Genomic DNA, 19,345 nt, shown 5'->3' with positions numbered 1-19,345 from the left:
CGGAGATCCCGATGGACATATCGACGAAGACAACCGACGCTCCACCCCCCGCCCCCCACTCGACCGTGACCGAGATGAAGCGCAACGCACGCGGCGCGAGCCGCCCCGGAGACCGAGTCTTCCTCGGGCTCTCCCGCGGTTCCGGCATCCTGCTGCTGGTGATCATGGCCGCCATCGCGGTCTTCCTCACCTACCGTGCCACCCTCGCGATCAGCAAGGACCACGGCAACTTCCTGACCACCTCCGAGTGGAACACCAACCTCCAGCCGCCGACCTTCGGCATCGCGGTGCTGGCCTTCGGCACGATCGTCTCCTCGGTCATCGCCATGATCATCGCGGTCCCGGTCGCGGTCGCGATCGCGCTGTTCATCACGCACTACGCGCCCCGCCGGCTGTCCGGCCCCGTCGCGTACGTGGTCGACCTGCTCGCCGCCGTGCCGTCCATCGTCTACGGCCTGTGGGGCGCGCTGATCCTCGTACCGCACATGAACGGCCTGTACGGCTGGCTCAACGACTTCTTCGGCTGGACCGGAGTCTTCTCCTGGGACCAGGGCGCGCCGCGCTCGATGCTCACCGTCGGCATCCTGCTGGCGATCATGATCCTGCCGATCATCACCAACGTGAGCCGCGAGGTCTTCCGCCAGGTCCCGCAGATGCACGAGGAGGCGGCCCTGGCTCTCGGCGCCACGCGCTGGGAGGTCATCCGCATGTCCGTGCTGCCCTTCGGCCGCTCCGGCGTGATCTCCGCGTCGATGCTCGGCCTCGGCCGTGCGCTCGGCGAGACGATGGCCGTGGCCACCGTGCTCTCGCCCGACTTCATCATCCACGCCAGCCTGCTCAACCCGGGCGGCGGCACCTTCGCCCAGAACATCGCCAGCAAGTTCAGCGAGGCGGACGAGTTCGGCCGGGACGCGCTCATCGCCTCCGGTCTGGTCCTGTTCGTCATCACGCTGGTGGTCAACGGCGCGGCCCGGCTGATCATCGCCCGCCGCGCGGAGTACTCGGGGGCCAACGCATGAGCACCGCAGCCGTCACCGACCGGCGCCACAGCACCCTGCGGGCCGCGAGCCTGCCCAAGTGGACGCCGTGGGCGATCGCCGCCGGCTCCCTCGCCCTCGGCATCGGCATCAGCCTGGCCGCCGGCCTGGACAGCAAGATCCAGTGGGCCCTGATCGCCGCGGTCCTGTTCGTCCTCGGGACGTACGGCGTCGCCGCGCGCGTCGAGGGCCGCCGCCAGGCCAGGGACCGCATCGCGACCAGCGTCGTCTGGGTCGCCTTCGTGCTCGCCGTGATCCCGCTGGTCTCCCTGATCTGGGTGACCGTCGCGCGCGGTGTGAAGGTCCTGAACGTCTACTTCCTGACCCACTCCATGGGTGTCGTCGCCGACACCGAGCCCGGCGGTGGCATCTACCACGCCATCATCGGCAGCCTGGAGCAGGTCGGCCTCGCCACCCTGATCGGCGCCCCGATCGGTGTGCTCACCGCGATCTACCTGGTGGAGTACGGCCGCGGCCGGCTCGCCAAGGCGGTCACCTTCTTCGTCGACGTCATGACGGGTATCCCGTCGATCGTCGCGGGTCTGTTCATCCTCAGCCTGATGCTCATCTTCAAGATGCAGCCGTTCGGCTTCGCCGGTTCGCTGGCCCTGGCCATCCTGATGATGCCGGTCGTCGTCCGCTCCACCGAGGAGATGCTGAAGCTCGTCCCGAACGAGCTGCGCGAGGCGTCCCTGGCGCTCGGCGTGCCGAAGTGGCGCACGATCCTGAAGGTGGTCCTGCCGACTTCCATCGGCGGTATCACCACCGGCATCATGCTGGCCGTGGCCCGTATCGCGGGTGAGACCGCCCCGGTGCTGCTGCTGGTGTTCGGCAACCCGTTCATCAACAACAACCCCTTCGAGGGTGCGCAGTCGTCGCTGCCGCTGTACATCTACCAGCAGTTCGCCAACAGCGCGGGTTCGGGTGCGGCCTACGACAGGGCCTGGGCGGCCTCGCTCACGCTGATCGCCTTCGTGATGATCCTGAACCTGGTGGCCCGCGGCATCGCCCGCTGGAAGGCCCCGAAGACCGGTCGCTGACTGCGGCCACACAGCGACCGAGCCTGAAAATCTGGAAGTGAAGTAGACATGGCCAAGCGAATCGACGTAAGCGGACTGACCGCCTACTACGGCTCCCACAAGGCGATCGAGGACATCTCGATGACCGTCGAGCCGCGTTCGGTGACGGCGTTCATCGGCCCCTCCGGCTGCGGCAAGTCGACGTTCCTGCGCACGCTGAACCGTATGCACGAGGTCACCGCCGGTGGCCGCGTCGAGGGCAAGGTGCTCCTTGACGACGAGGACCTCTACGGCGCCGGCATCGACCCGGTGTCGGTGCGGCGCGAGGTGGGCATGGTCTTCCAGCGCCCGAACCCGTTCCCCACGATGTCGATCTTCGACAACGTCGCGGCGGGCCTGCGCCTGAACGGCAACTACAGGAAGAGCGAGCTGAACGACATCGTCGAGAAGTCGCTCAAGGGCGCCAACCTCTGGAACGAGGTCAAGGACCGCCTGAACAAGCCGGGCTCCGGCCTCTCCGGTGGTCAGCAGCAGCGGCTGTGCATCGCGCGGGCGATCGCCGTGGAGCCGAAGGTGCTGCTCATGGACGAGCCCTGCTCCGCCCTGGACCCGATCTCGACCCTCGCGATCGAGGACCTGATCGGTGAGCTGAAGGAGCGCTTCACGATCGTCATCGTGACGCACAACATGCAGCAGGCGGCGCGCGTCTCGGACCGTACGGCGTTCTTCAACCTCGCGGCGGTCGGCCAGCCCGGCCGGCTGATCGAGATCGACGACACCGAGCGGATCTTCTCCAACCCCTCGGTCCAGGCGACGGAGGACTACATCTCCGGCCGCTTCGGCTGATCCCAGAACCCCTCGCGGTGCTGCATGGCGGTGCCACCGCGAGGACGCAAGAGGGCCCACCCCTGGCTTCCGGGGGCGGGCCCACGCGTTTCGCTGCGCTCGGCTCGGCGGCTGGTTTCGGGGGCTCCGACCCCAACCCCGCCGGGGCTTCGCCCCTGGCCCCCTTCGCCCGCTCAGGGTGGGAAACGGAACGCCCACCCGGCTCGGTCGAGGCGGGTGGGCGTGGGGGGAAGAGACCGTTACAGCACCGTCAGGTTCAGGACGCCGAAGGCCGCCGCGGCGACCAGTGCCGCCGCCGGCATCGTGATGAACCAGCCGAGGACGATGTTCTTGGCCACGCCCCAGCGGACGGCGTTGACGCGCTTGGTCGCGCCCACGCCCATGATCGCGGAGGTGATGACATGGGTGGTGGAGATCGGCGCCTTGAAGAGGTACGCCGTACCGAACATGATCGACGCGCCCGTGGCCTCCGCGGCGAAGCCCTGCGGCGGGTCCAGCTCGATGATCTTGCGGCCGAGGGTGCGCATGATGCGCCAGCCGCCCGCGTAGGTGCCGAGGGAGAGCATCAGCGCCGAGACGATCTTCACCCAGACCGGGATCGGGTCGCCGAAGGTCTCGTGGCCGGAAATCACCAGGGCCATGACCACGACACCCATGGTCTTCTGGGCGTCCTGGAGGCCGTGACCGAGGGCCATGCCGGCCGCGGAGACGGTCTGCGCCATGCGGAAGCCCCGCTTGGCCTTGTGCGGGTTGGCGCGGCGGAAGATCCACATGATCGCCAGCATCACCAGGTAGCCGACGATCAGGCCGACCACCGGGGACAGGAACATCGGGATGATGATCTTGTCGACGACGCCGTTCCAGTGCACCGCCGTACCGCCCGCCAGCGCCGCCCCCACCAGGCCGCCGAACAGCGCGTGGGAGGAGGACGAGGGCAGGCCGAAGTACCAGGTGATCAGGTTCCAGGTGATGGCGCCGACGAGCGCCGCGAAGAGGATCCCCATGCCGGCGGCGCCGGAGGGGGTCTCGATCAGCCCCTCGCTGACCGTCTTGGCGACCCCGGAGCCGAGGAAGGCGCCGGCGAGGTTCATCACCGCCGCCATGGCGAGGGCGGCCCGCGGGGTCAGCGCCCGCGTCGACACCGACGTCGCGATGGCGTTCGCCGAGTCGTGGAAACCGTTCGTGTACGTGAAGAAGAGCGCGACCGCGATGGTCACGATCAGGGCGAAGGTGGCCATCGAAGCCTCAGGACTCCTTGACGGCGATGGTCTCCACCGTGTTCGCCACGTGCTCGAACGCGTCCGCCGCCTCTTCCAGGACGTCCACGATCTGCTTGAGCTTGAGCACCTCGATCGCGTCGTACTTGCCGTTGAAGAGCTGGGCGAGCAGCTTGCGGTGGATCTGGTCCGCCTGGTTCTCCAGCCGGTTGACCTCGATCCAGTACTCGGTGAGGTTGTCCATGGTGCGGAGGTTGGGCATGGCCTCCGCGGTCAGCTCGGCCGCCCTGGCCAGCACCTCGATCTGCTGCTCGACGCCCTTCGGCAGCTCCTCGACGTTGTAGAGGACGACGAGGTCGACGGCCTCCTCCATGAAGTCCATGATGTCGTCGAGGGAGCCGGCGAGGGCGTAGATGTCCTCGCGGTCGAACGGCGTGATGAACGAGGAGTTCAGCTGGTGGAAGATCGCGTGCGTGGCGTCGTCACCTGCGTGTTCGGCTGCCCGCATACGCTCCGCGATCTCGGCCCGGGCGGAGGAGTCCGCCCCGAGCAGTTCCATCAGGAGTTTCGAGCCGGTGACGATGTTGTCCGCGGATGCGGAGAACATGTCGTAGAAGCTCGTCTCCCTGGGGGTCAGACGAAAGCGCACGTGGGGTCCTCGGGGTGCTTCGGTTTCGGTCAGGGTGATGCTAGGCGCATCATCCGGCCACGGCTATCGGGCCGCATCCCAGTGTCGCCCATCGGGCAAAGTGATCATCACGGGGGCGTACCAAGGGCCCCATACCCCGCGAAGTTCGGTACCATATACCCACTAGGGGTATGTTTCCGCAATCGTGTCCACAGCCCGTCCCGAGATGGAGGCCCGCGATGACGACGACCGAGGCCGGCGCCACGCACGGCTACCACAAGCAGAAGGACGAGCACCTCAAGCGGCTGCGCCGGATCGAGGGGCAGATCCGCGGTCTGCAGCGGATGGTCGAGGAGGACACGTACTGCATCGACATACTCACGCAGGTCTCCGCCTCCACCAAGGCGCTGCAGTCCTTCGCGCTCCAGCTGCTGGAGGAGCACCTGCGGCACTGCGTGGCCGACGCGGCCGTCAAGGGCGGCGACGAGATCGACGCGAAGGTGGACGAGGCGACGAAGGCGATCGGCCGGCTGCTGCGCACCTGACGGCTCAGGCGTCCCGCTCCTCGGCCACCCGCAGCACCTCGTCGATGCTCTCGAGGCTGAGCCGGTCCTCGGCGGCCGAGGCCGCGATGATCAGCTCGCCGCACAGCTCGATCTCGGCGAGGGCCACGTGGTCCTGAACCGCCGTGCCGCCGACCGGAGCCACCCGCCTCACCTCTTCCCTGCCGTCACCGACTTCCTAGAGTAGGGAGCGGTCTACACACCGCGCATGGCACGGACGGGCTACTTACGGGGTGGTGTCCCGGACTAGTGCCCGGCCGGTTTCAGGCCCCTTCCCCGCCGTCGCCCTCGGCGATCCGGCCCGCGTAGATGTCCCGGGAGCGCGGCAGGCGCACGTCGACGGGGGCGCCGAAGTCGTACAGCAGCAGGGTGGAGGCGACCGCCACCGGGGTCTTCTGGCGGCCGTTGACGAAGCTGAAGCGCTGCCGGAGCTTGCGGATGCGGCCCTGGTCGTCGAGGTAGACGTCGAACGGGACCTCGGCCGTGGCGAACCCCTTTGCCGCGGCCGCCAGGGACGCCCTGACGTCGGCGGAGGCGTACCGGGCCGCACGGCTCAGGTCCGCGGTCCCCCGGTAGTGCCTGACCGCGATGCCGCCGACCTCGGTCCGGCCGACGAAGGCCGCCTCCCGCGTCCCGCGCAGCACCTCGGCCGCCGCGTACGGGTCGGTCGCGCCGCCGGTGACCAGGTTGCCGTCGGAGAGAGAGGCGGTCTCCACGCGCACCCACTTGTCGGTGGGCACCCCGGCCCCCCGGTTCTTCATGAACAGCGCGCCCGGCGCGAGGAGTTCCGTGATGGGCCGGTGCTCGGAGGCGCCCGCCGGGTCCTCGGGCAGGACGACGGTGAGCTGTCCGAGGCGGTGCCGGTAGTCGTAGACGCCCCGGCCGCGGATGGTGACCCGGGTGCCGCCGGTCGCCATCTCCATGGAGGTGCTGGCCTTGGAGCTGCGCGCACCGAGCAGGGCGCCGGCGGCCCGGGTGAGGGTGGCGACCGGGTCGCCCGCGCCGCTCTTCACGTCCTGGGCGGCGGCACCAATACCGGAGCAGCCTGTGGTGGCCGCCCCGAGCCCGAGCATGATCCACACCGCGGCGACCGTCCGGCCCGCGTGCCTGTGCTGCCGCCGATCCATCGCCTGCCTACCCCCGGCCGGTACGTCCGTCATGGGCACCCCTGTCGTTCCGGTTAACGACGGGTAGGGGACTGTCGTCACGCGCTGCCGAAGCCTGGGAATGCGCATACGAAAGCTTTGGGCCGGGATGGGTAACGTTGTCGGCGTGGCGCAGCAGGACGGGCCGGAGCGAGTCCGGCAGGGGCAGGAACACCTCACGACGACGGACGAACAGGGCCGCTTCTGTGTGGCCCGGTGCATTTGCGGCTGGCGCGGGCCGGCCCGGCGGGCGCGCAGCCAGGCCCGTGCGGACGCGGCCGGGCACGCGGCCGGGCTGTAGCCCGGTCTACCGGCGCTCGGCCGGGCGGAGCAGCGCGTCCACCAGGTCCCGGTCCCGGGGCTGGGTGAGGCGTGCACGGGCCGCGCCGGGGGACAGCCACAGGATGCGGTCCACCTCGTCGTTCGGCGTGAAACGGCCCGCCGCGGCCTCGGCCGCCCAGTAGCGCACCTGCTTGGGGCGGCCGCCCGCCAGATAGTGCAGGGTCGGCAGCTCGGTGCCGGGCCTGGCCTCGTACCCGGTCTCCTCGGCGACCTCCCGCAGGGCCCCGGAGAGCGGGTCCTCGCCGCGCTTCAGTTTGCCCTTGGGGTGGGACCAGTCGTCGTACTTCGGCCGGTGGACCAGGCAGATCTCCAGGGCGCCGTCCACCGGGGAGCGGCGCCACAGGACGCAGCCCGCCGCTTGGACCGGGGTGTCGTTCACACCGCCTCCACCGTCGCCTTCTGCCAGGCCCGCTGGAACGCGAAGCGGGCCGCCTCCACCTCGTGCCGCTGGTCCGCGTGGAGCACGCCGAGCGCGTACGCCGTCGCCGGGGCGATCCGGGGCGTGCGGGCCGCCTGGGCCGCCGCGGCGGCGGCCTCCGAGGCGTCCCGGTGCCGGTTCAGCGCCTGGCCGGCCGTCAGCAGCCGTACGTCCACGGGGGCGTTGCCGCCGTACTGGGCCTCGCGGGCGTACCGGTGCAGGCGCAGCAGCAGGCGGACCTGGTGCCAGGGGCCGTCCTGGGGGTGCGGGGACGGGTCCGGGGAGAGGCCGTGGATCAGGGCCTCCGCGTTGTAGGGGTGGCCGGCGGTGACCAGGGGCAGGGCGACGACGGCGTCCGTGAGGCGTTCTTCCGCAGCGGCCGCGAGGGGGCGGAGGTCGGTGGCGGGCGCGGTGGGGGTGAGCGGGACCTCGCTGGCGAGTACGGCGACCTTGTCGGCGACGGCGTGGAAGCGGGAGGAGCCGAGGGCCTGGAGGGCGGTCGAGTGGGCGCGGGTCCGGGCCAGGGTCAGCTGCCGTTCGAGCAGCGCGCCCGCTTTCGCGGCGCCCACCGTGAGGTTGCCGCGTTCCAGGGTCGCCGTGGCGGCGGCCGGGCCGCCGGTGCTCTCCAGCGCCGTCGTGCCGTCGACCGCCTGGGTGGGGAACACCGTCGCCCCGGACAGCCGGTGCAGGGCCAGCAACAGCCGTTCCAGGCGGGCCTCGTAGGCGTGTTCAAGGCCAAGGGTGCCGGACAGCCAGGCCAGTTCGGGCCGCATCTCCTCGGACCAGTCGGGGTCCAGCAGGGGGCGGAAGGTGTGCAGGCTGCCGCTGATGCGGCGGGCGGAGCGGCGCAGGGCGCCGGCCGCGTCGACGGACTCCCTCGCGCCGTTCTCCCCCGCGCTCGCATACGCTCGCGCGTGGGCGCTCCCACCGTTGCCCCCGGTCTCCCGGTGCAGGCGCAGAGCGCGGAGGAACTCCGTGGCCTGGGCGCGCAGGTAGCCCGCCAGGGCGTCCCCGGTCACCACCCCGGCCGTGGGGTCCGTCGGGTCAAGGTGTTGCTGTGCCACGCCGGCGCCTCCGGGCGTCTATGAGCATCTCCTGGACGTTGCGCAGGGGCTGTCCGTCCGCGTCGGTCGCGTGCCGGGTCCACTCGCCGTCGGCGCCGAGGTGCCAGGAGACGGTGGTGTCGGACATGCCGGTGTCGAGCAGCCGGTTCAGGGCGGCCCGGTGGCCGGGGTCGACGACCCGGACGAGGGCCTCGATCCGGCGGTCGAGGTTGCGGTGCATCATGTCGGCGCTGCCGATCCACACCTCGGGTTCGCCGCCGTTGCCGAAGGCGAACACCCGGGAGTGCTCGAGGAAGCGGCCGAGGACGGAGCGGACCCGGATGTTCTCCGACAGGCCCGTGACGCCGGGGCGGATCGCGCAGATGCCGCGCACCCAGACGTCGACCGGGACGCCCGCCTGCGAGGCCCGGTAGAGCGCGTCGATGACCGCCTCGTCGACCATCGAGTTGACCTTGATGCGGATGAACGCCGGGCGGCCCGCGCGATGGTGCTGGGCCTCCTTGTTGATCCGTGAGACCAGGCCGTCCCGCAGGGACTTGGGGGCCACCAGCAGACGGCGGTAGGTCTCGCGGCGCGAGTAGCCCGACAGCCGGTTGAACAGGTCGGAGAGGTCCGCGCCGACCTGCGGGTCGGCGGTGAGCAGGCCGAGGTCCTCGTACAGGCGGGCGGTCTTCGGGTGGTAGTTGCCCGTGCCGACGTGGCTGTAGCGGCGCAGGGTCTCGCCCTCCTGGCGGACCACCAGCGACAGCTTGCAGTGCGTCTTCAGGCCGACGAGGCCGTAGACGACGTGGCAGCCGGCCTCCTCCAGCTTCTTCGCCCACTTGATGTTGGCGTGCTCGTCGAAGCGGGCCTTGATCTCGACCAGCACCAGGACCTGCTTGCCGGACTCGGCGGCGTCGATGAGCGCGTCGACGATCGGGGAGTCGCCGGAGGTGCGGTACAGGGTCTGCTTGATCGCGAGGACGTCCGGGTCGTCGGCGGCCTGCTGCAGGAAGGCCTGCACGGAGGTGGAGAAGGAGTCGTACGGGTGGTGCAGCAGCACGTCCCGCTGGCGCAGGGCGGCGAAGATGTCCGGCGCCGACGCCGACTCGACCTCGGCGAGGTCACGGTGGGTGCCCGCGACGAACTTCGGGTACTTCAGCTCCGGCCGGTCCAGGCCGTGGATGCGGAAGAGGCCGGTGAGGTCCAGCGGGCCGGGCAGCGGGTACACCTCGGCCTCGGAGATCTTCAGCTCGCGGACCAGCAGGTCCAGCACCTCGCGGTCGATGGACTCCTCGACCTCCAGGCGCACCGGCGGGCCGAAGCGGCGCCGCATGAGCTCCTTCTCCAGGGCCTGCAGGAGGTTCTCGGCGTCGTCCTCCTCGACCTCGAGGTCCTCGTTGCGGGTGAGGCGGAAGGTGTGGCTCTCCAGCACCTCCATGCCCGGGAACAGCTCCTCCAGGTGCGCGGCGATCACGTCCTCGACGGGGACGTACCGGCCGGGGCTGCTCTCCAGGAAGCGGGACAGCAGCGGCGGCACCTTCACGCGCGCGAAGTGCTTGTGGCCGCTGACCGGGTTGCGCACGACGACGGCCAGGTTCAGGGACAGGCCGGAGATGTACGGGAAGGGGTGCGCGGGGTCCACCGCCAGCGGGGTGAGGACCGGGAAGATCTGGTGCCGGAAGAGCGTGAACAGGCGGGCCTGCTCCTTGTCGGTCAGTTCGCTCCAGCGGACCAGGTGTATGCCCTCCTCCGCGAGCGCGGGGGCGACGTCCTCGTGGTAGCAGGCGGCGTGCCGGGCCATGAGCTCGCGCGAGCGGGCCCAGATCATCTCCAGCACCTCGCGCGGCTGGAGCCCGGAGGCGGACCGGGTCGCGACGCCGGTGGCGATGCGGCGCTTCAGGCCGGCCACCCGGACCATGAAGAACTCGTCCAGGTTGCTGGCGAAGATCGCGAGGAAGTTCGCGCGCTCCAGCAGGGGCGTGTTCGGGTCCTCGGCCAGTTCCAGGACGCGCTCGTTGAAGGCGAGCCAGCTGCGTTCCCGGTCGAGGAAGCGCCCCTGGGGAAGGGTGGCGCCGTCGGCTTTCGACTCGTCGTACGCGTCCAGGTCCGCGTCGAGGTCGGGCTCGAGGTCGGAGACCGAGCCGGCGACGGTGCGCGAGCGGTGCGCGGCTATGGAGCCCACGTCGGGCTGGATGTGCTGGACCTCTGCGTGGGTGTCTTGCTGACTCATGAACCCATTCTTCCGCGCGGCGGGCATTACAGGCGCGTCGGAACGTGCGGGCGGGAGCGTCACGGCCCCGTTTTCCGCTGGCCCCTCGGGGGGCGGCGAAGGCTCTGGCACGGCGGGCTTCATTGGCCGAGCGTCGCAAGCTCGTCTGAATCGATGGTTACGGAGACATGACGTGCGGGATAGCGAGGGGCGGCCCCCGGGAGTCCGCGTCGCAAAGGCGACGGATTTCGTACGGGACCGTACGCGGCTCGATCGGCCCGCACCACCTGGCGGCGCGGGCGACCACGCGCTGTAATCACCCTTTCACTCAGTGATTGGTGAAAGGGCGGTGCAGGAGAGGGGCGGCCGGCAATCCGGCCGCCCCTCGATGCCCGTGCCGGGCCCGTGTCACGTTTCGGTGCGGTACATGAGGTCCGTCTCGTAGGTCGTGAACCCGAGCCGCTCGTACACCGACACCGCCGCCTCGTTGTCGGCGTCGACGTAGAGCATCGCGGTCGGCAGGCCCTGCCCGGCGAGATGGCGCAGGCCGATCGTGGTGAGGGCCTTGCCGAGGCCGCCGCCCTGCTCGCCGGGGCGGACGCCGAGGACGTAGACCTCGCCCAGCCCCTCCTCCGCGTGCACCTTGGTCCAGTGGAAGCCGACCAGCTCCCCGCGCCGCTCGGCCAGGAAGAACCCGGCCGGGTCGAACCACGGCTGGGCCTTGCGGTCGTCGAGGTCCCGCTGGGTCAGCGAGCCCTGCTCGGGGTGGTGCGCGAACGCGGCCGCGTTGACCGCGAGCCAGGCCGCGTCGTCCTTGCCGGGCACGAAGGTGCGCACGCTCACGCCCTCCGGCAGCACCGGGTCGGGCAGCGCCAGGTCGGTCAACGCCCGCCGCATCTGGCGCAGTTCGCGGAACAGGGTCAGCCCCAGCACCTGGGCGAGGTGCCGGGCGGCGGAGTGCCCGCCGTGCGCCCACACCCGCAGGCGCTTGCCGGAGGCGGCGAGCAGGGCCGAGCCGAGCGCCCGGCCGTGCCCGTGCCCGCGCTGGCCGGGGTCGACGACGAGTTCGGCGGCCGGCGCCTCCACCGGGTCGGTGTCCTCCAGCTGGGCGTAGCCGACGAGTTGGCCGTCGACGCTCAGCAGCAGATGCGAGACGCCCTCGCGGGCGCCCCCGCGCAGCTGCAGCCGGCCCTGCTCGGACACCGGCTGCTGCCCGTCGACCCGGGCGGCCTCGCCGATCAGTGCCAGCACGGCCTCGGCCTGGTCCGGAGCGAGCGCGGAGTAGGTCTCGATGGAGCGGGAGGGGAAGGCCCGTACGGTGTCGTCGCTGCTCATGCGTAGAGGGTACGGCAGCCGACCGGCGAAACCGGTGCGAATGACACTTCGGTTCCGCAATTTCTCCGAGGGTTATGGGCGGTGATATTTCCTTGGGGTCCCATCGGAATTCGCTTTTCCTGGTCCCTGGATGCCGCGGCGTTTTCCGTGTCCGGCGACTCGGTGGCGAGATGGGAGAAAAGCCCACGTCGGAGCGTTGGGCGGACGGTCACCGGCACTGAATGGAATTCATCCGAGAGATGGACGGGAGGGGGGTGTCGTCGCGTCTTTCCGCGTGCCCGACCCCGGCAAGAATGCACAGGCTGTGAATCGACGCGGAATCATCGGGCACGGGCACGGGCACGGCCCCGCCCCCGCTTCGTCGGCTACTGCTGTTCGACCGTCGTGTCCGGCGGAGCCGTCGGGGCTCCTGGGAGGAGCACCGTCACCACCGTGCCGCCGTTCGGCGCCGGGGTCAGGGCGACCTCGCCGCCCGCCTGCTGGACGGTGCGGGCGACGATGGAGAGGCCGAGGCCGGAGCCGGGGAGCGCGCGGGCGCTGGGGGAGCGCCAGAAGCGGTCGAAGACGTGCGGGAGTTCGTCCTCGGGGATGCCCGGGCCGTGGTCGCGGACGGTGAGGACGCCCTCGCTCAGCTCGACCTCGACCGAGCCGCCCCCGGGGCTGAACTTGACCGCGTTGTCGAGGATGTTGACGACCGCCCGTTCCAGCGCGGAGGGCTCCGCCCGGACGAACCAGGGCTTCAGGTCCGCCGTGATCGTCAGCTCGGGGCCGCGCAGGCGTGCCCGGCGCAGGGCCGCCTCGACGGTGTCCTGGAAGGCCACCACCTGGACGCGCTCGCCGCGCTGGCCCTCGGAGCGGGACAGCTCCTGCAGGTCGCCGATGAGGGACGCCAGTTCCGTCATCTGGGCCTTCACCGAGGCGAGGAGCGCCTTGCGGTCCTCCGGCGGGAGCGGGCGGCCCGTCTCCTCGCTGCGGGTGAGGAGTTCGATGTTGGTGCGCAGGGAGGTGAGCGGGGTGCGCAGCTCGTGGCCGGCGTCCGCGATGAGCTGCTGCTGCAGCTCGCGGGAGCTGGCCAGCGAGGCCGTCATGGAGTTGAAGGACCGGGACAGCCGGGCCACCTCGTCCTCGCTGTCGTCCTCCACGGGGATGCGGATGGTCAGGTCCTCCGTGCGGGCCACGTGTTCCACGGCCTCGGTGAGCTTGTCGACCGGGCGCAGGCCCGCACGGGCCACGGCGAGTCCCGCCGCACCGGCGCCCACGACACCGACGCCGGAGACCAGGAGCAGGATGAGGGCGAGGTCGTTGAGGGTCTTCTCGGTGTTCCTGAGGGGAACGGCCAGCATCAGGGCCGCTCCGGGGTACACCTGCGGGCCCACGGCCGTGTCGACCACCAGCGGTATGGTCAGCACGCGGACGTCGTTGCCGCCGGTGTCCGTGCCGTTGCGGAGGATGCCGCCGCTGTGGTTGCCCGCGTTCCTGACGACGACCCGGTCGGCCGAGGTGGTCCTCACGGTGCCGGCGGAGTCCGAGGAGACGCAGGCCGTGCCGTCCGCCTTGACCAGCTGCAGATAGACGTCGTGCGTCCGCAGGCCGCTGTAGTGGGGCTCCGTCGGCTTCTGCAGACACGTGGTGAGCAGGGCGTACACCGTGTTCTGCTCCACCGGGCGGGGCGAGGACTTCTGCAGGTCGCTGTCCACCTGGTCGTACAGCTTGCCCTGCACGATGAACCAGCAGGTCACCGACACCGCCGCCACCGCGAACGCCACCGCCGCCGCGACCAGCATGGCCAGTCGGGCCCGGATCGGCAGCGAACGGTAGCGCCGTACGAGCCTGTTCACTCGGCGCCGCCCGGGCGCAGGACGTACCCGACGCCCCGCACGGTGTGGACCAACCGGGGCTCGCCGCCGGCCTCGGTCTTGCGGCGCAGGTACATGACGTAGACGTCGAGCGAGTTGGAGGAGGGCTCGAAGTCGAAGCCCCAGACCGCCTTGAGGATCTGCTCGCGGGTGAGGACCTGGCGCGGGTGCGCCATGAACATCTCCAGGAGCGTGAACTCGGTGCGGGTGAGCTCGACCTGGCGGCCGCCGCGCGTGACCTCGCGGGTCGCGAGGTCCATGCGCAGGTCGCCGAAGGTGAGGGCCTCGTCCTCCTGGGCTTCGGGGGAGACCGCGACCGCGTAGGAACTGCGCCGCAGCAGGGCCCGGATCCGGGCGAAGAGCTCGTCCAGTTCGAAGGGCTTGACCAGGTAGTCGTCCGCGCCCGCGTCCAGGCCGGTCACCCGGTCGCCGACCGTGTCGCGGGCCGTGAGCATGAGGATCGGGGTGGTGTCCCCCGCGCCGCGGATGCGGCGGGCCGCCGTCAGGCCGTCCATCCGGGGCATCTGGATGTCCAGGACGACCAGGTCCGGCTGGTAGGCCCTGGCCTTGTCCAGCGCGTCCGCGCCGTCGACGGCGACCTCGGTCTCGTACCCCTCGAAGGCGAGGCTGCGCTGGAGTGCCTCGCGTACGGCCGGCTCGTCGTCGACGATCAGGATGCGCTGGGTGTCACGGTCGCCTTCGGCGGGGCTCATGCTCGCGATTCCTCGGGGTGCGGTCGGGTGCGGATGCCGGGGTCGGGTGCCTCTCAGCCTGCCACGCCGGGGAGCCGCTGGGCACGTGCCGGGCCGGGTGCCGGGTGCGGCCGGGCCGTGCGTCGTGGTCAGGGGGGCCGGACGTGGCCGGCCCGCGCGTCGGGTGCCTGGTGCCGCCGGGCCGTGTGTCGTGGGTCAGGCGCCGAGTACCGCGAGGCTGCGCATCGTGGTCAGGCGGTGCAGCGGGACCTTGCGGCGGTGCGGACGGTCGGCGGAGGTGCGCAGGCCCATCAGCTGGGGGACCGGCGCCGGGACGATCTCCGGGGCGCGGGGCTCCGGGGCGGGCGGCGTGTGCAGTGCGTGGGCGACCGCCAGGGCGATGGTGACGTCGGCCGGGCCGCGGCCCGCGGGCTGGTGCGAGATCTTCCGGATCATGACGTGTTCCCTTCTAACTCTGCGAGCCCGACCGCAGCTTGGCCAGGTCGGACTTGACCGTGTTGACGGGGATCGCGAAGCCGAGACCGATGCTGCCCGCGTCCGAGGACGAGGAGGACTGCTGACTCGACGAGTACATCGCGGAGTTGATGCCGATGATGTTGCCGCCGGCGTCGATCAGGGCGCCGCCGGAGTTGCCGGGATTCAGGGACGCGTCGGTCTGGATCGCCTTGTACGTGGTCGTGGAAGAGCCCGTGTCGCCGTTGAACTGGCGGCCGCCGAACTGGAACGGCCACTGGCCGTCCCCGCCCTGGCTCTGCCCCTGGCCCTGGTCCGTGGAGACGGTGACGTCCCGGTCGAGCGCGGAGACGATTCCGCTGGTGACGGTGCCGGTCAGGCCCTCGGGGGAGCCGATGGCGACGACCGAGTCGCCGACCTGGACGCCGCCGGAGTCGCCGAGGGCGGCGGCCTTCAGGCCGGAGGCGCCCTTCAGCTTGATCAGCGCGAGGTCCTTGGAGCTGTCGGTGCCGACGACGTCGGCGGCGTAGCTCTTGCCGTCGCTGGTGCGCACCTTGACCGACTGCGCGCCGGCGATGACGTGGTTGTTGGTGACGACCTCGCCGCCGGACGTGACGACCACGCCGGAGCCGGTGGAGGAGCCGTTGCTGAGGGTCGCGTTGACCTCGACCACGCTCGGGGTGACCGCGGCGGCGATCGCGGCGACGTCGCCCTTCTTGCTCGACGGCACCACGGTGGTGCTCGTGCCGGCGGCGGCGACCGCGTCCTTGCCGGTCAGCTCCTGGAAGGCGTAGGCCGTGCCGCCGCCGACCGCCGCCGCGACGATCGCGACCGCCGCGAGGAGGGCGACCGGGCCGCGGGGACGCTTCTTCCCCGGCTCCGGCGCCGGCCCGGCATCCGTCGCCGTCGGCGGGTCGTACGACGGCGGGGGCGGCCACTCGGGATTCACGGGAGCGGAGTAGCCGTACTGCTGGGCATACGCACCCTGGGGGTGGCCGTACGCGCCCTGGGGGCCGTCTTCCTCGTACTCGCCGCTGCGGCGGATGCTCTCGGTCATGACTGAAGAGTCCCCCGCGACCATGAGAGCTTCCTGAGTGCTTGCTGAGAAGCCCGGCAGAACCTCGTTTGCCCGATGTAAAGGCGGCCGGGGCGGGCCGGGGCCCGCTCTCAGCCGCCTCTCACGAAGCCGTCAGGTCCCGCAGCCGCAGGACGCGCGTACCACCAGCCGGGACGGGAACGTCTTCAGCCGCTCCCGCCGGGACCCGGCCACCCGCAGCCCGTCGTCCAGCACCAGGTCGACCGCCGCCCGGGCCATCGCCGAGCGGTCCGAGGCGACCGTGGTCAGCGGCGGGTCGGCGAGCGCGGCCTCCTTGATGTCGTCGAAGCCGGCCACGGCCAGCTTCCCGGGTACGTCGATGCGCAGCTCGCGCGCGGCCCTCAGCAGTCCGATCGCCTGGTCGTCGGTGGAGCAGAAGACCGCCGGCGGCCGGTTGGGGCCGGAGAGGACGTCGAGCGCCACGCGGTAGGCGTCGTAGCGGTTGTACGGCGCCTCGAACAGCCGGCCCTCGGTGCTGAGGCCCGCCTCGGCCATGGCCCGCTTCCAGCCCTCGACGTGGTCGGAGACCGGGTCGCCGACGGCCGGCGTCTCCGCCGTACCGCCCATACAGGCGACGTACTCGTAGCCGTGCTCCAGCAGGTGGCGCACGGCGAGCTGGGCGCCGCCGAGGTCGTCGGTCACCACGGCCACGTCGTCGATGGCCTCGGGGCGCTCGTGCAGCAGCACCACCCGGGCGTCCCAGGCGTCGATCTCGGCGGCCGCGAGGTCGTTGAGGGCGTGGCTGACCAGGATCAGCCCGGAGACGCGCATGCCGAGGAAGGCACGCAGATAGTGGACCTCGCGTTCGCCGATGTAATCGGTGTTGCCGACGAGGACCATCTTTCCGCGCTCGGAGGCGGCCTGTTCGACCGCGTGCGCCATCTCGCCGAAGAAGGGCTGGCGGGCGTCCGGGATGATGAGGCCTATGAGGTCCGTGCGGCGCGAGGCCATCGCCTGCGCGACGCGGTCGGGGCGGTACCCCAGTTCCTTGATCGCTGCGAGGACGCGCTCGCGCGTGGCCGGTGCGACCGGCCGGGGTCCGTTGTTGATGACATAACTGACGACGGCGGTGGAGGTTCCAGCCAGCCGTGCCACGTCATCCCGAGTCACCTTGGCCACGCGCGGAGTCTACGCGGATTGATCCGCTCTGGGCAGGGCATATCGCTGCCTGGATGTGCGGAAGCAACGCCCCGCCCGAGCGCCCCCCGCGCGCGCCCCGGGAAACTACGCGTCCGCGTGGATCTCGGCGCCGCCCAGCACGCCGGATGTGTCCGCATCGCTCGCTTTCGCCCGGTCGGCCTTGGCTTTGGCCTCGTCGGTGGCGCGCTCGCCCTTCTCGGGGGTAACGAATCGATAACCGACGTTCCGGACGGTGCCGATCAGCGATTCGTGCTCCGGGCCGAGCTTGGCGCGCAGCCGCCGTACGTGCACGTCGACCGTCCTGGTGCCGCCGAAGTAGTCGTAGCCCCAGACCTCCTGCAGCAGCTGGGCGCGGGTGAAGACCCGGCCCGGGTGCTGGGCGAGGTACTTCAGCAGCTCGAACTCCTTGAAGGTCAGGTCGAGGACCCGGCCCTTGAGCTTGGCGGAGTAGGTGGCCTCGTCCACGGAGAGGTCGCCGTTGCGGATCTCCATGGGGGAGTCGTCGTTGACGATCTGCTGGCGGCCCATGGCGAGCCGCAGCCGCGCCTCGACCTCGGCCGGGCCCGCCGTGTCCAGCAGGACGTCGTCGATGCCCCAGTCCGCGGTGACGGCGGCGAGTCCGCCCTCGGTGACGACGAGGAGCAGGGGACAGCCGGGGCCGGTGGAGCGCAGCAGCTGGCACAGGCTGCGCACCTGGGGGAGGTCGCGGCGGCCGTCGACGAGGATGACGTCGGCGCCCGGGGTGTCGACGAGGGCGGGTCCCTCCGCCGGCGCCACCCGCACGTTGTGCAGCAGCAGTCCGAGGGCGGGGAGCACCTCCGTCGACGGCTGGAGGGCGTTGGTCAGGAGCAGCAGAGAACTCATACGTCTGGTTCCTCCTCGGTCCCTGCGAGGACGTGTGCGGTGCGGCACTGCTCTGCGATCCCGAAGGCCCCGTACACCCGCGGTTCCCCGCTTCGTATACAACGCTTCCGAAAGCACAAAAGGACCCGGGGGCTACGCTGCCCGAGTCCTCTGCCCAGCAGAATAGCCCACATGAGCAACCGTCCGGCAGGTCATGTGGCACGTTCCACCGTTCGTCCGAATTGCGAGACAGGCAGACGGGGCCCTATCCGGACGTTTCTGCGCACGGCCGACGGAATTCCGGTTGATTCCGTATACGATCCGGGCCCCGTCGTATACAAGGGGGGACCCGACACCTCCCGGCCGGCCTCCGGCGACCTGGTGTTCGTGATCGCCCACGGCTTCACCGGGGACGTGGACCGCCCGCACGTACGAAGGGTGGCGGGCGTGCTCGCCCGTCACGGCGCGGTCGTCACCTTCTCCTTCCGGGGCCACGGCCGCTCCGGCGGACGCTCCACGGTCGGCGACAGGGAGGTGCTGGACCTCGCCGCCGCCGTCGAGTGGGCCCGCGGCCTCGGGCACGCGCGCGTGGTGACCGTCGGCTTCTCCATGGGCGGCTCGGTGGTCCTGCGGCACGCGGCCCTGCACCCCGGCACGGCCGACGTGGTGGTCGCGGTCAGCGCGCCGGCCCGCTGGTACTACCGGGGCACCGCCCCGATGCGCCGTCTGCACTGGCTGGTCACCCGCCCCGAGGGCCGTCTGGTCGGCCGCTACGGCCTGCGCACCCGCATCCACCACCGCGACTGGGACCCGGTACCGCTCTCCCCGGTCGAGTCGGTGCCGAGGATCGCCCCGGCCCCGCTGCTGATCGTGCACGGCGACCGCGACGGCTACTTCCCCCTCGACCACCCCCGCATGCTCGCCGAGGCGGCCGGCGGCCACGCGGAGCTCTGGCTGGAACCGGGCATGGGTCACGCGGAGCACGCGGCGGACGACGCCCTGCTGGCCCGGATCGGGAACTGGGCCGTCAGCCGTCCGGACCCGGGCGCCGCGTCGTGAGCCGCCACACGCGGCAGGCCGGGGAGCAAGGGCCCCGGTGATCGGCGCAGGGGGCCGGGGCGGCCCGGGGGTGCCTTAGCCTGGCACCGTCCGTCCCTACTCTTTGCCGTCGATTGAGGAACCAGATGCCCAAGGTCACGGTGCGCTACTGGGCCGCCGCCAAGGCCGCGGCCGGGGTCGCCGAGGAGCCGTACGACGCGGAGACGCTCGCCGACGCGCTGTCCGCCGTAAGCGCGCGGCACCCCGGCGAGCTCACGCGCGTGCTGCAGCGATGCTCGTTCCTCCTCGACGGGCACCCCGTCGGCACCCGCCCGCATGAGACGGTACGGCTGGCCGAGGGCGGCACGGTCGAGGTGCTCCCGCCGTTCGCAGGAGGATGA

General features: G+C 71.2%; 21 protein-coding genes. 7 read left to right on the top strand and 14 right to left on the bottom strand.

Annotation, left to right across the window (positions count from 1 at the left end):
• Window positions 1-11 precede the first annotated feature (11 nt).
• Genes pstC through pstB form a run of 3 tightly spaced genes read left to right on the top strand, consistent with a single transcriptional unit; the run spans window position 12 to window position 2,902 of the window.
• Window positions 12-1,019 (top strand): phosphate ABC transporter permease subunit PstC, encoded by a 1,008-nt coding sequence (gene pstC / locus ACWEN3_RS03385; RefSeq protein WP_452965069.1) that lies wholly within the window; start codon window positions 12-14, stop codon window positions 1,017-1,019.
• Complete coding sequence (gene pstA, locus ACWEN3_RS03380; RefSeq protein ID WP_452965066.1) at window positions 1,016-2,077, top strand: phosphate ABC transporter permease PstA; 1,062 nt, start codon at window positions 1,016-1,018, stop codon at window positions 2,075-2,077. Before pstC ends, pstA begins: the two co-directional genes overlap by 4 nt.
• A gap of 48 nt (window positions 2,078-2,125) precedes the next feature.
• The gene (gene pstB / locus ACWEN3_RS03375; RefSeq protein ID WP_452965064.1) at window positions 2,126-2,902 is read left to right on the top strand and encodes a phosphate ABC transporter ATP-binding protein PstB; all 777 of its coding nucleotides are present in this window, start codon (window positions 2,126-2,128) and stop codon (window positions 2,900-2,902) included.
• Window positions 2,903-3,141: 239 nt separating this feature from the next.
• Here pstB and ACWEN3_RS03370 read toward each other — a convergent pair whose 3' ends face one another.
• Window positions 3,142-4,140 (bottom strand): anion permease, encoded by a 999-nt coding sequence (locus ACWEN3_RS03370; RefSeq protein ID WP_452965061.1) that lies wholly within the window; start codon window positions 4,138-4,140, stop codon window positions 3,142-3,144.
• 7 nt (window positions 4,141-4,147) lie between these two features.
• A complete protein-coding gene (locus tag ACWEN3_RS03365) occupies window positions 4,148-4,768 on the bottom strand; it encodes a DUF47 domain-containing protein (RefSeq protein ID WP_452965059.1) in 621 nt (206 codons plus the stop codon).
• Window positions 4,769-4,986: 218 nt separating this feature from the next.
• Between ACWEN3_RS03365 and ACWEN3_RS03360 the strand changes: the two genes are divergently transcribed.
• On the top strand, window positions 4,987-5,292 hold the full coding sequence (locus ACWEN3_RS03360; RefSeq protein ID WP_353598716.1) for a metal-sensitive transcriptional regulator: 306 nt from the start codon (window positions 4,987-4,989) through the stop codon (window positions 5,290-5,292).
• A 4-nt stretch (window positions 5,293-5,296) separates the two neighbouring features.
• Here ACWEN3_RS03360 and ACWEN3_RS03355 read toward each other — a convergent pair whose 3' ends face one another.
• Entirely contained in the window at window positions 5,297-5,455 is a 159-nt protein-coding gene (locus ACWEN3_RS03355; protein ID WP_452965091.1) for a hypothetical protein, read from the bottom strand.
• 118 nt (window positions 5,456-5,573) lie between these two features.
• Complete coding sequence (locus tag ACWEN3_RS03350) at window positions 5,574-6,437, bottom strand: hypothetical protein (RefSeq protein ID WP_452965086.1); 864 nt, start codon at window positions 6,435-6,437, stop codon at window positions 5,574-5,576.
• Between the two features lie 127 nt (window positions 6,438-6,564).
• On the opposite strand from ACWEN3_RS03350, the gene ACWEN3_RS03345 reads away from it, so the two are divergent.
• On the top strand, window positions 6,565-6,756 hold the full coding sequence (locus ACWEN3_RS03345) for a hypothetical protein (RefSeq protein ID WP_452965057.1): 192 nt from the start codon (window positions 6,565-6,567) through the stop codon (window positions 6,754-6,756).
• Between the two features lie 6 nt (window positions 6,757-6,762).
• Here ACWEN3_RS03345 and ACWEN3_RS03340 read toward each other — a convergent pair whose 3' ends face one another.
• From ACWEN3_RS03340 to ACWEN3_RS03295, 10 genes are all read right to left on the bottom strand, one after another.
• Entirely contained in the window at window positions 6,763-7,176 is a 414-nt protein-coding gene (locus ACWEN3_RS03340) for an NUDIX hydrolase (protein ID WP_452965055.1), read from the bottom strand.
• Complete coding sequence (locus ACWEN3_RS03335) at window positions 7,173-8,279, bottom strand: CHAD domain-containing protein (protein ID WP_452965053.1); 1,107 nt, start codon at window positions 8,277-8,279, stop codon at window positions 7,173-7,175. Before ACWEN3_RS03335 ends, ACWEN3_RS03340 begins: the two co-directional genes overlap by 4 nt.
• On the bottom strand, window positions 8,260-10,614 hold the full coding sequence (locus tag ACWEN3_RS03330) for an RNA degradosome polyphosphate kinase (protein ID WP_452965050.1): 2,355 nt from the start codon (window positions 10,612-10,614) through the stop codon (window positions 8,260-8,262). Before ACWEN3_RS03330 ends, ACWEN3_RS03335 begins: the two co-directional genes overlap by 20 nt.
• A gap of 264 nt (window positions 10,615-10,878) precedes the next feature.
• A complete protein-coding gene (mshD, locus tag ACWEN3_RS03325) occupies window positions 10,879-11,805 on the bottom strand; it encodes a mycothiol synthase (protein ID WP_452965047.1) in 927 nt (308 codons plus the stop codon).
• A 365-nt stretch (window positions 11,806-12,170) separates the two neighbouring features.
• The gene (locus tag ACWEN3_RS03320) at window positions 12,171-13,643 is read right to left on the bottom strand and encodes a sensor histidine kinase (RefSeq protein WP_452965044.1); all 1,473 of its coding nucleotides are present in this window, start codon (window positions 13,641-13,643) and stop codon (window positions 12,171-12,173) included.
• Window positions 13,640-14,374 carry a response regulator transcription factor gene (locus ACWEN3_RS03315; RefSeq protein ID WP_452965041.1) on the bottom strand — a complete coding sequence of 245 codons (735 nt, stop codon included), beginning with the start codon at window positions 14,372-14,374 and terminating at the stop codon, window positions 13,640-13,642. The genes ACWEN3_RS03320 and ACWEN3_RS03315 overlap by 4 nt, the downstream gene beginning before the upstream one ends.
• A gap of 195 nt (window positions 14,375-14,569) precedes the next feature.
• Window positions 14,570-14,809 (bottom strand): hypothetical protein, encoded by a 240-nt coding sequence (locus tag ACWEN3_RS03310; protein WP_452965038.1) that lies wholly within the window; start codon window positions 14,807-14,809, stop codon window positions 14,570-14,572.
• Window positions 14,810-14,822: 13 nt separating this feature from the next.
• Window positions 14,823-15,884, bottom strand: coding sequence for a S1C family serine protease (locus tag ACWEN3_RS03305; RefSeq protein WP_452965036.1), 1,062 nt, complete (start codon window positions 15,882-15,884; stop codon window positions 14,823-14,825).
• Window positions 15,885-16,016: 132 nt separating this feature from the next.
• A complete protein-coding gene (locus ACWEN3_RS03300; protein WP_452965034.1) occupies window positions 16,017-17,042 on the bottom strand; it encodes a LacI family DNA-binding transcriptional regulator in 1,026 nt (341 codons plus the stop codon).
• A gap of 105 nt (window positions 17,043-17,147) precedes the next feature.
• On the bottom strand, window positions 17,148-17,927 hold the full coding sequence (locus ACWEN3_RS03295) for a response regulator transcription factor (protein ID WP_452965032.1): 780 nt from the start codon (window positions 17,925-17,927) through the stop codon (window positions 17,148-17,150).
• 171 nt (window positions 17,928-18,098) lie between these two features.
• Here ACWEN3_RS03295 and ACWEN3_RS03290 point away from each other — a divergent pair, with 171 nt between their 5' ends.
• Together ACWEN3_RS03290 and ACWEN3_RS03285 are read left to right on the top strand one after the other, a co-directional pair.
• On the top strand, window positions 18,099-18,965 hold the full coding sequence (locus ACWEN3_RS03290) for an alpha/beta hydrolase (RefSeq protein ID WP_452965031.1): 867 nt from the start codon (window positions 18,099-18,101) through the stop codon (window positions 18,963-18,965).
• 125 nt (window positions 18,966-19,090) lie between these two features.
• Window positions 19,091-19,345, top strand: coding sequence for a MoaD/ThiS family protein (locus ACWEN3_RS03285; protein ID WP_452965030.1), 255 nt, complete (start codon window positions 19,091-19,093; stop codon window positions 19,343-19,345).

Source organism: Streptomyces sp. NPDC004561 (genome assembly GCF_053602155.1).
Note: the sequence above shows the minus strand (reverse complement) of the source record. Positions and strands in the feature narration are given on the sequence as shown.

What these genes read in the sequence shown, in the direction of transcription:
- pstC (WP_452965069.1), top strand. Translation starts at nt 12, where the DNA reads ATGGACATATCGACGAAGACAACCGACGCTCCACCCCCCGCCCCCCAC.
- pstA (WP_452965066.1), top strand. Translation starts at nt 1,016, where the DNA reads ATGAGCACCGCAGCCGTCACCGACCGGCGCCACAGCACCCTGCGGGCC.
- pstB (WP_452965064.1), top strand. Translation starts at nt 2,126, where the DNA reads ATGGCCAAGCGAATCGACGTAAGCGGACTGACCGCCTACTACGGCTCC.
- ACWEN3_RS03370 (WP_452965061.1), bottom strand. Translation starts at nt 4,140, where the DNA reads ATGGCCACCTTCGCCCTGATCGTGACCATCGCGGTCGCGCTCTTCTTC.
- ACWEN3_RS03360 (WP_353598716.1), top strand. Translation starts at nt 4,987, where the DNA reads ATGACGACGACCGAGGCCGGCGCCACGCACGGCTACCACAAGCAGAAG.
- ACWEN3_RS03350 (WP_452965086.1), bottom strand. Translation starts at nt 6,437, where the DNA reads ATGGATCGGCGGCAGCACAGGCACGCGGGCCGGACGGTCGCCGCGGTG.
- ACWEN3_RS03345 (WP_452965057.1), top strand. Translation starts at nt 6,565, where the DNA reads ATGGGTAACGTTGTCGGCGTGGCGCAGCAGGACGGGCCGGAGCGAGTC.
- ACWEN3_RS03330 (WP_452965050.1), bottom strand. Translation starts at nt 10,614, where the DNA reads ATGAAGCCCGCCGTGCCAGAGCCTTCGCCGCCCCCCGAGGGGCCAGCG.
- mshD (WP_452965047.1), bottom strand. Translation starts at nt 11,805, where the DNA reads ATGAGCAGCGACGACACCGTACGGGCCTTCCCCTCCCGCTCCATCGAG.
- ACWEN3_RS03315 (WP_452965041.1), bottom strand. Translation starts at nt 14,374, where the DNA reads ATGAGCCCCGCCGAAGGCGACCGTGACACCCAGCGCATCCTGATCGTC.
- ACWEN3_RS03310 (WP_452965038.1), bottom strand. Translation starts at nt 14,809, where the DNA reads ATGATCCGGAAGATCTCGCACCAGCCCGCGGGCCGCGGCCCGGCCGAC.
- ACWEN3_RS03305 (WP_452965036.1), bottom strand. Translation starts at nt 15,884, where the DNA reads ATGACCGAGAGCATCCGCCGCAGCGGCGAGTACGAGGAAGACGGCCCC.
- ACWEN3_RS03295 (WP_452965032.1), bottom strand. Translation starts at nt 17,927, where the DNA reads ATGAGTTCTCTGCTGCTCCTGACCAACGCCCTCCAGCCGTCGACGGAG.
- ACWEN3_RS03290 (WP_452965031.1), top strand. Translation starts at nt 18,099, where the DNA reads ATGAGCAACCGTCCGGCAGGTCATGTGGCACGTTCCACCGTTCGTCCG.
- ACWEN3_RS03285 (WP_452965030.1), top strand. Translation starts at nt 19,091, where the DNA reads ATGCCCAAGGTCACGGTGCGCTACTGGGCCGCCGCCAAGGCCGCGGCC.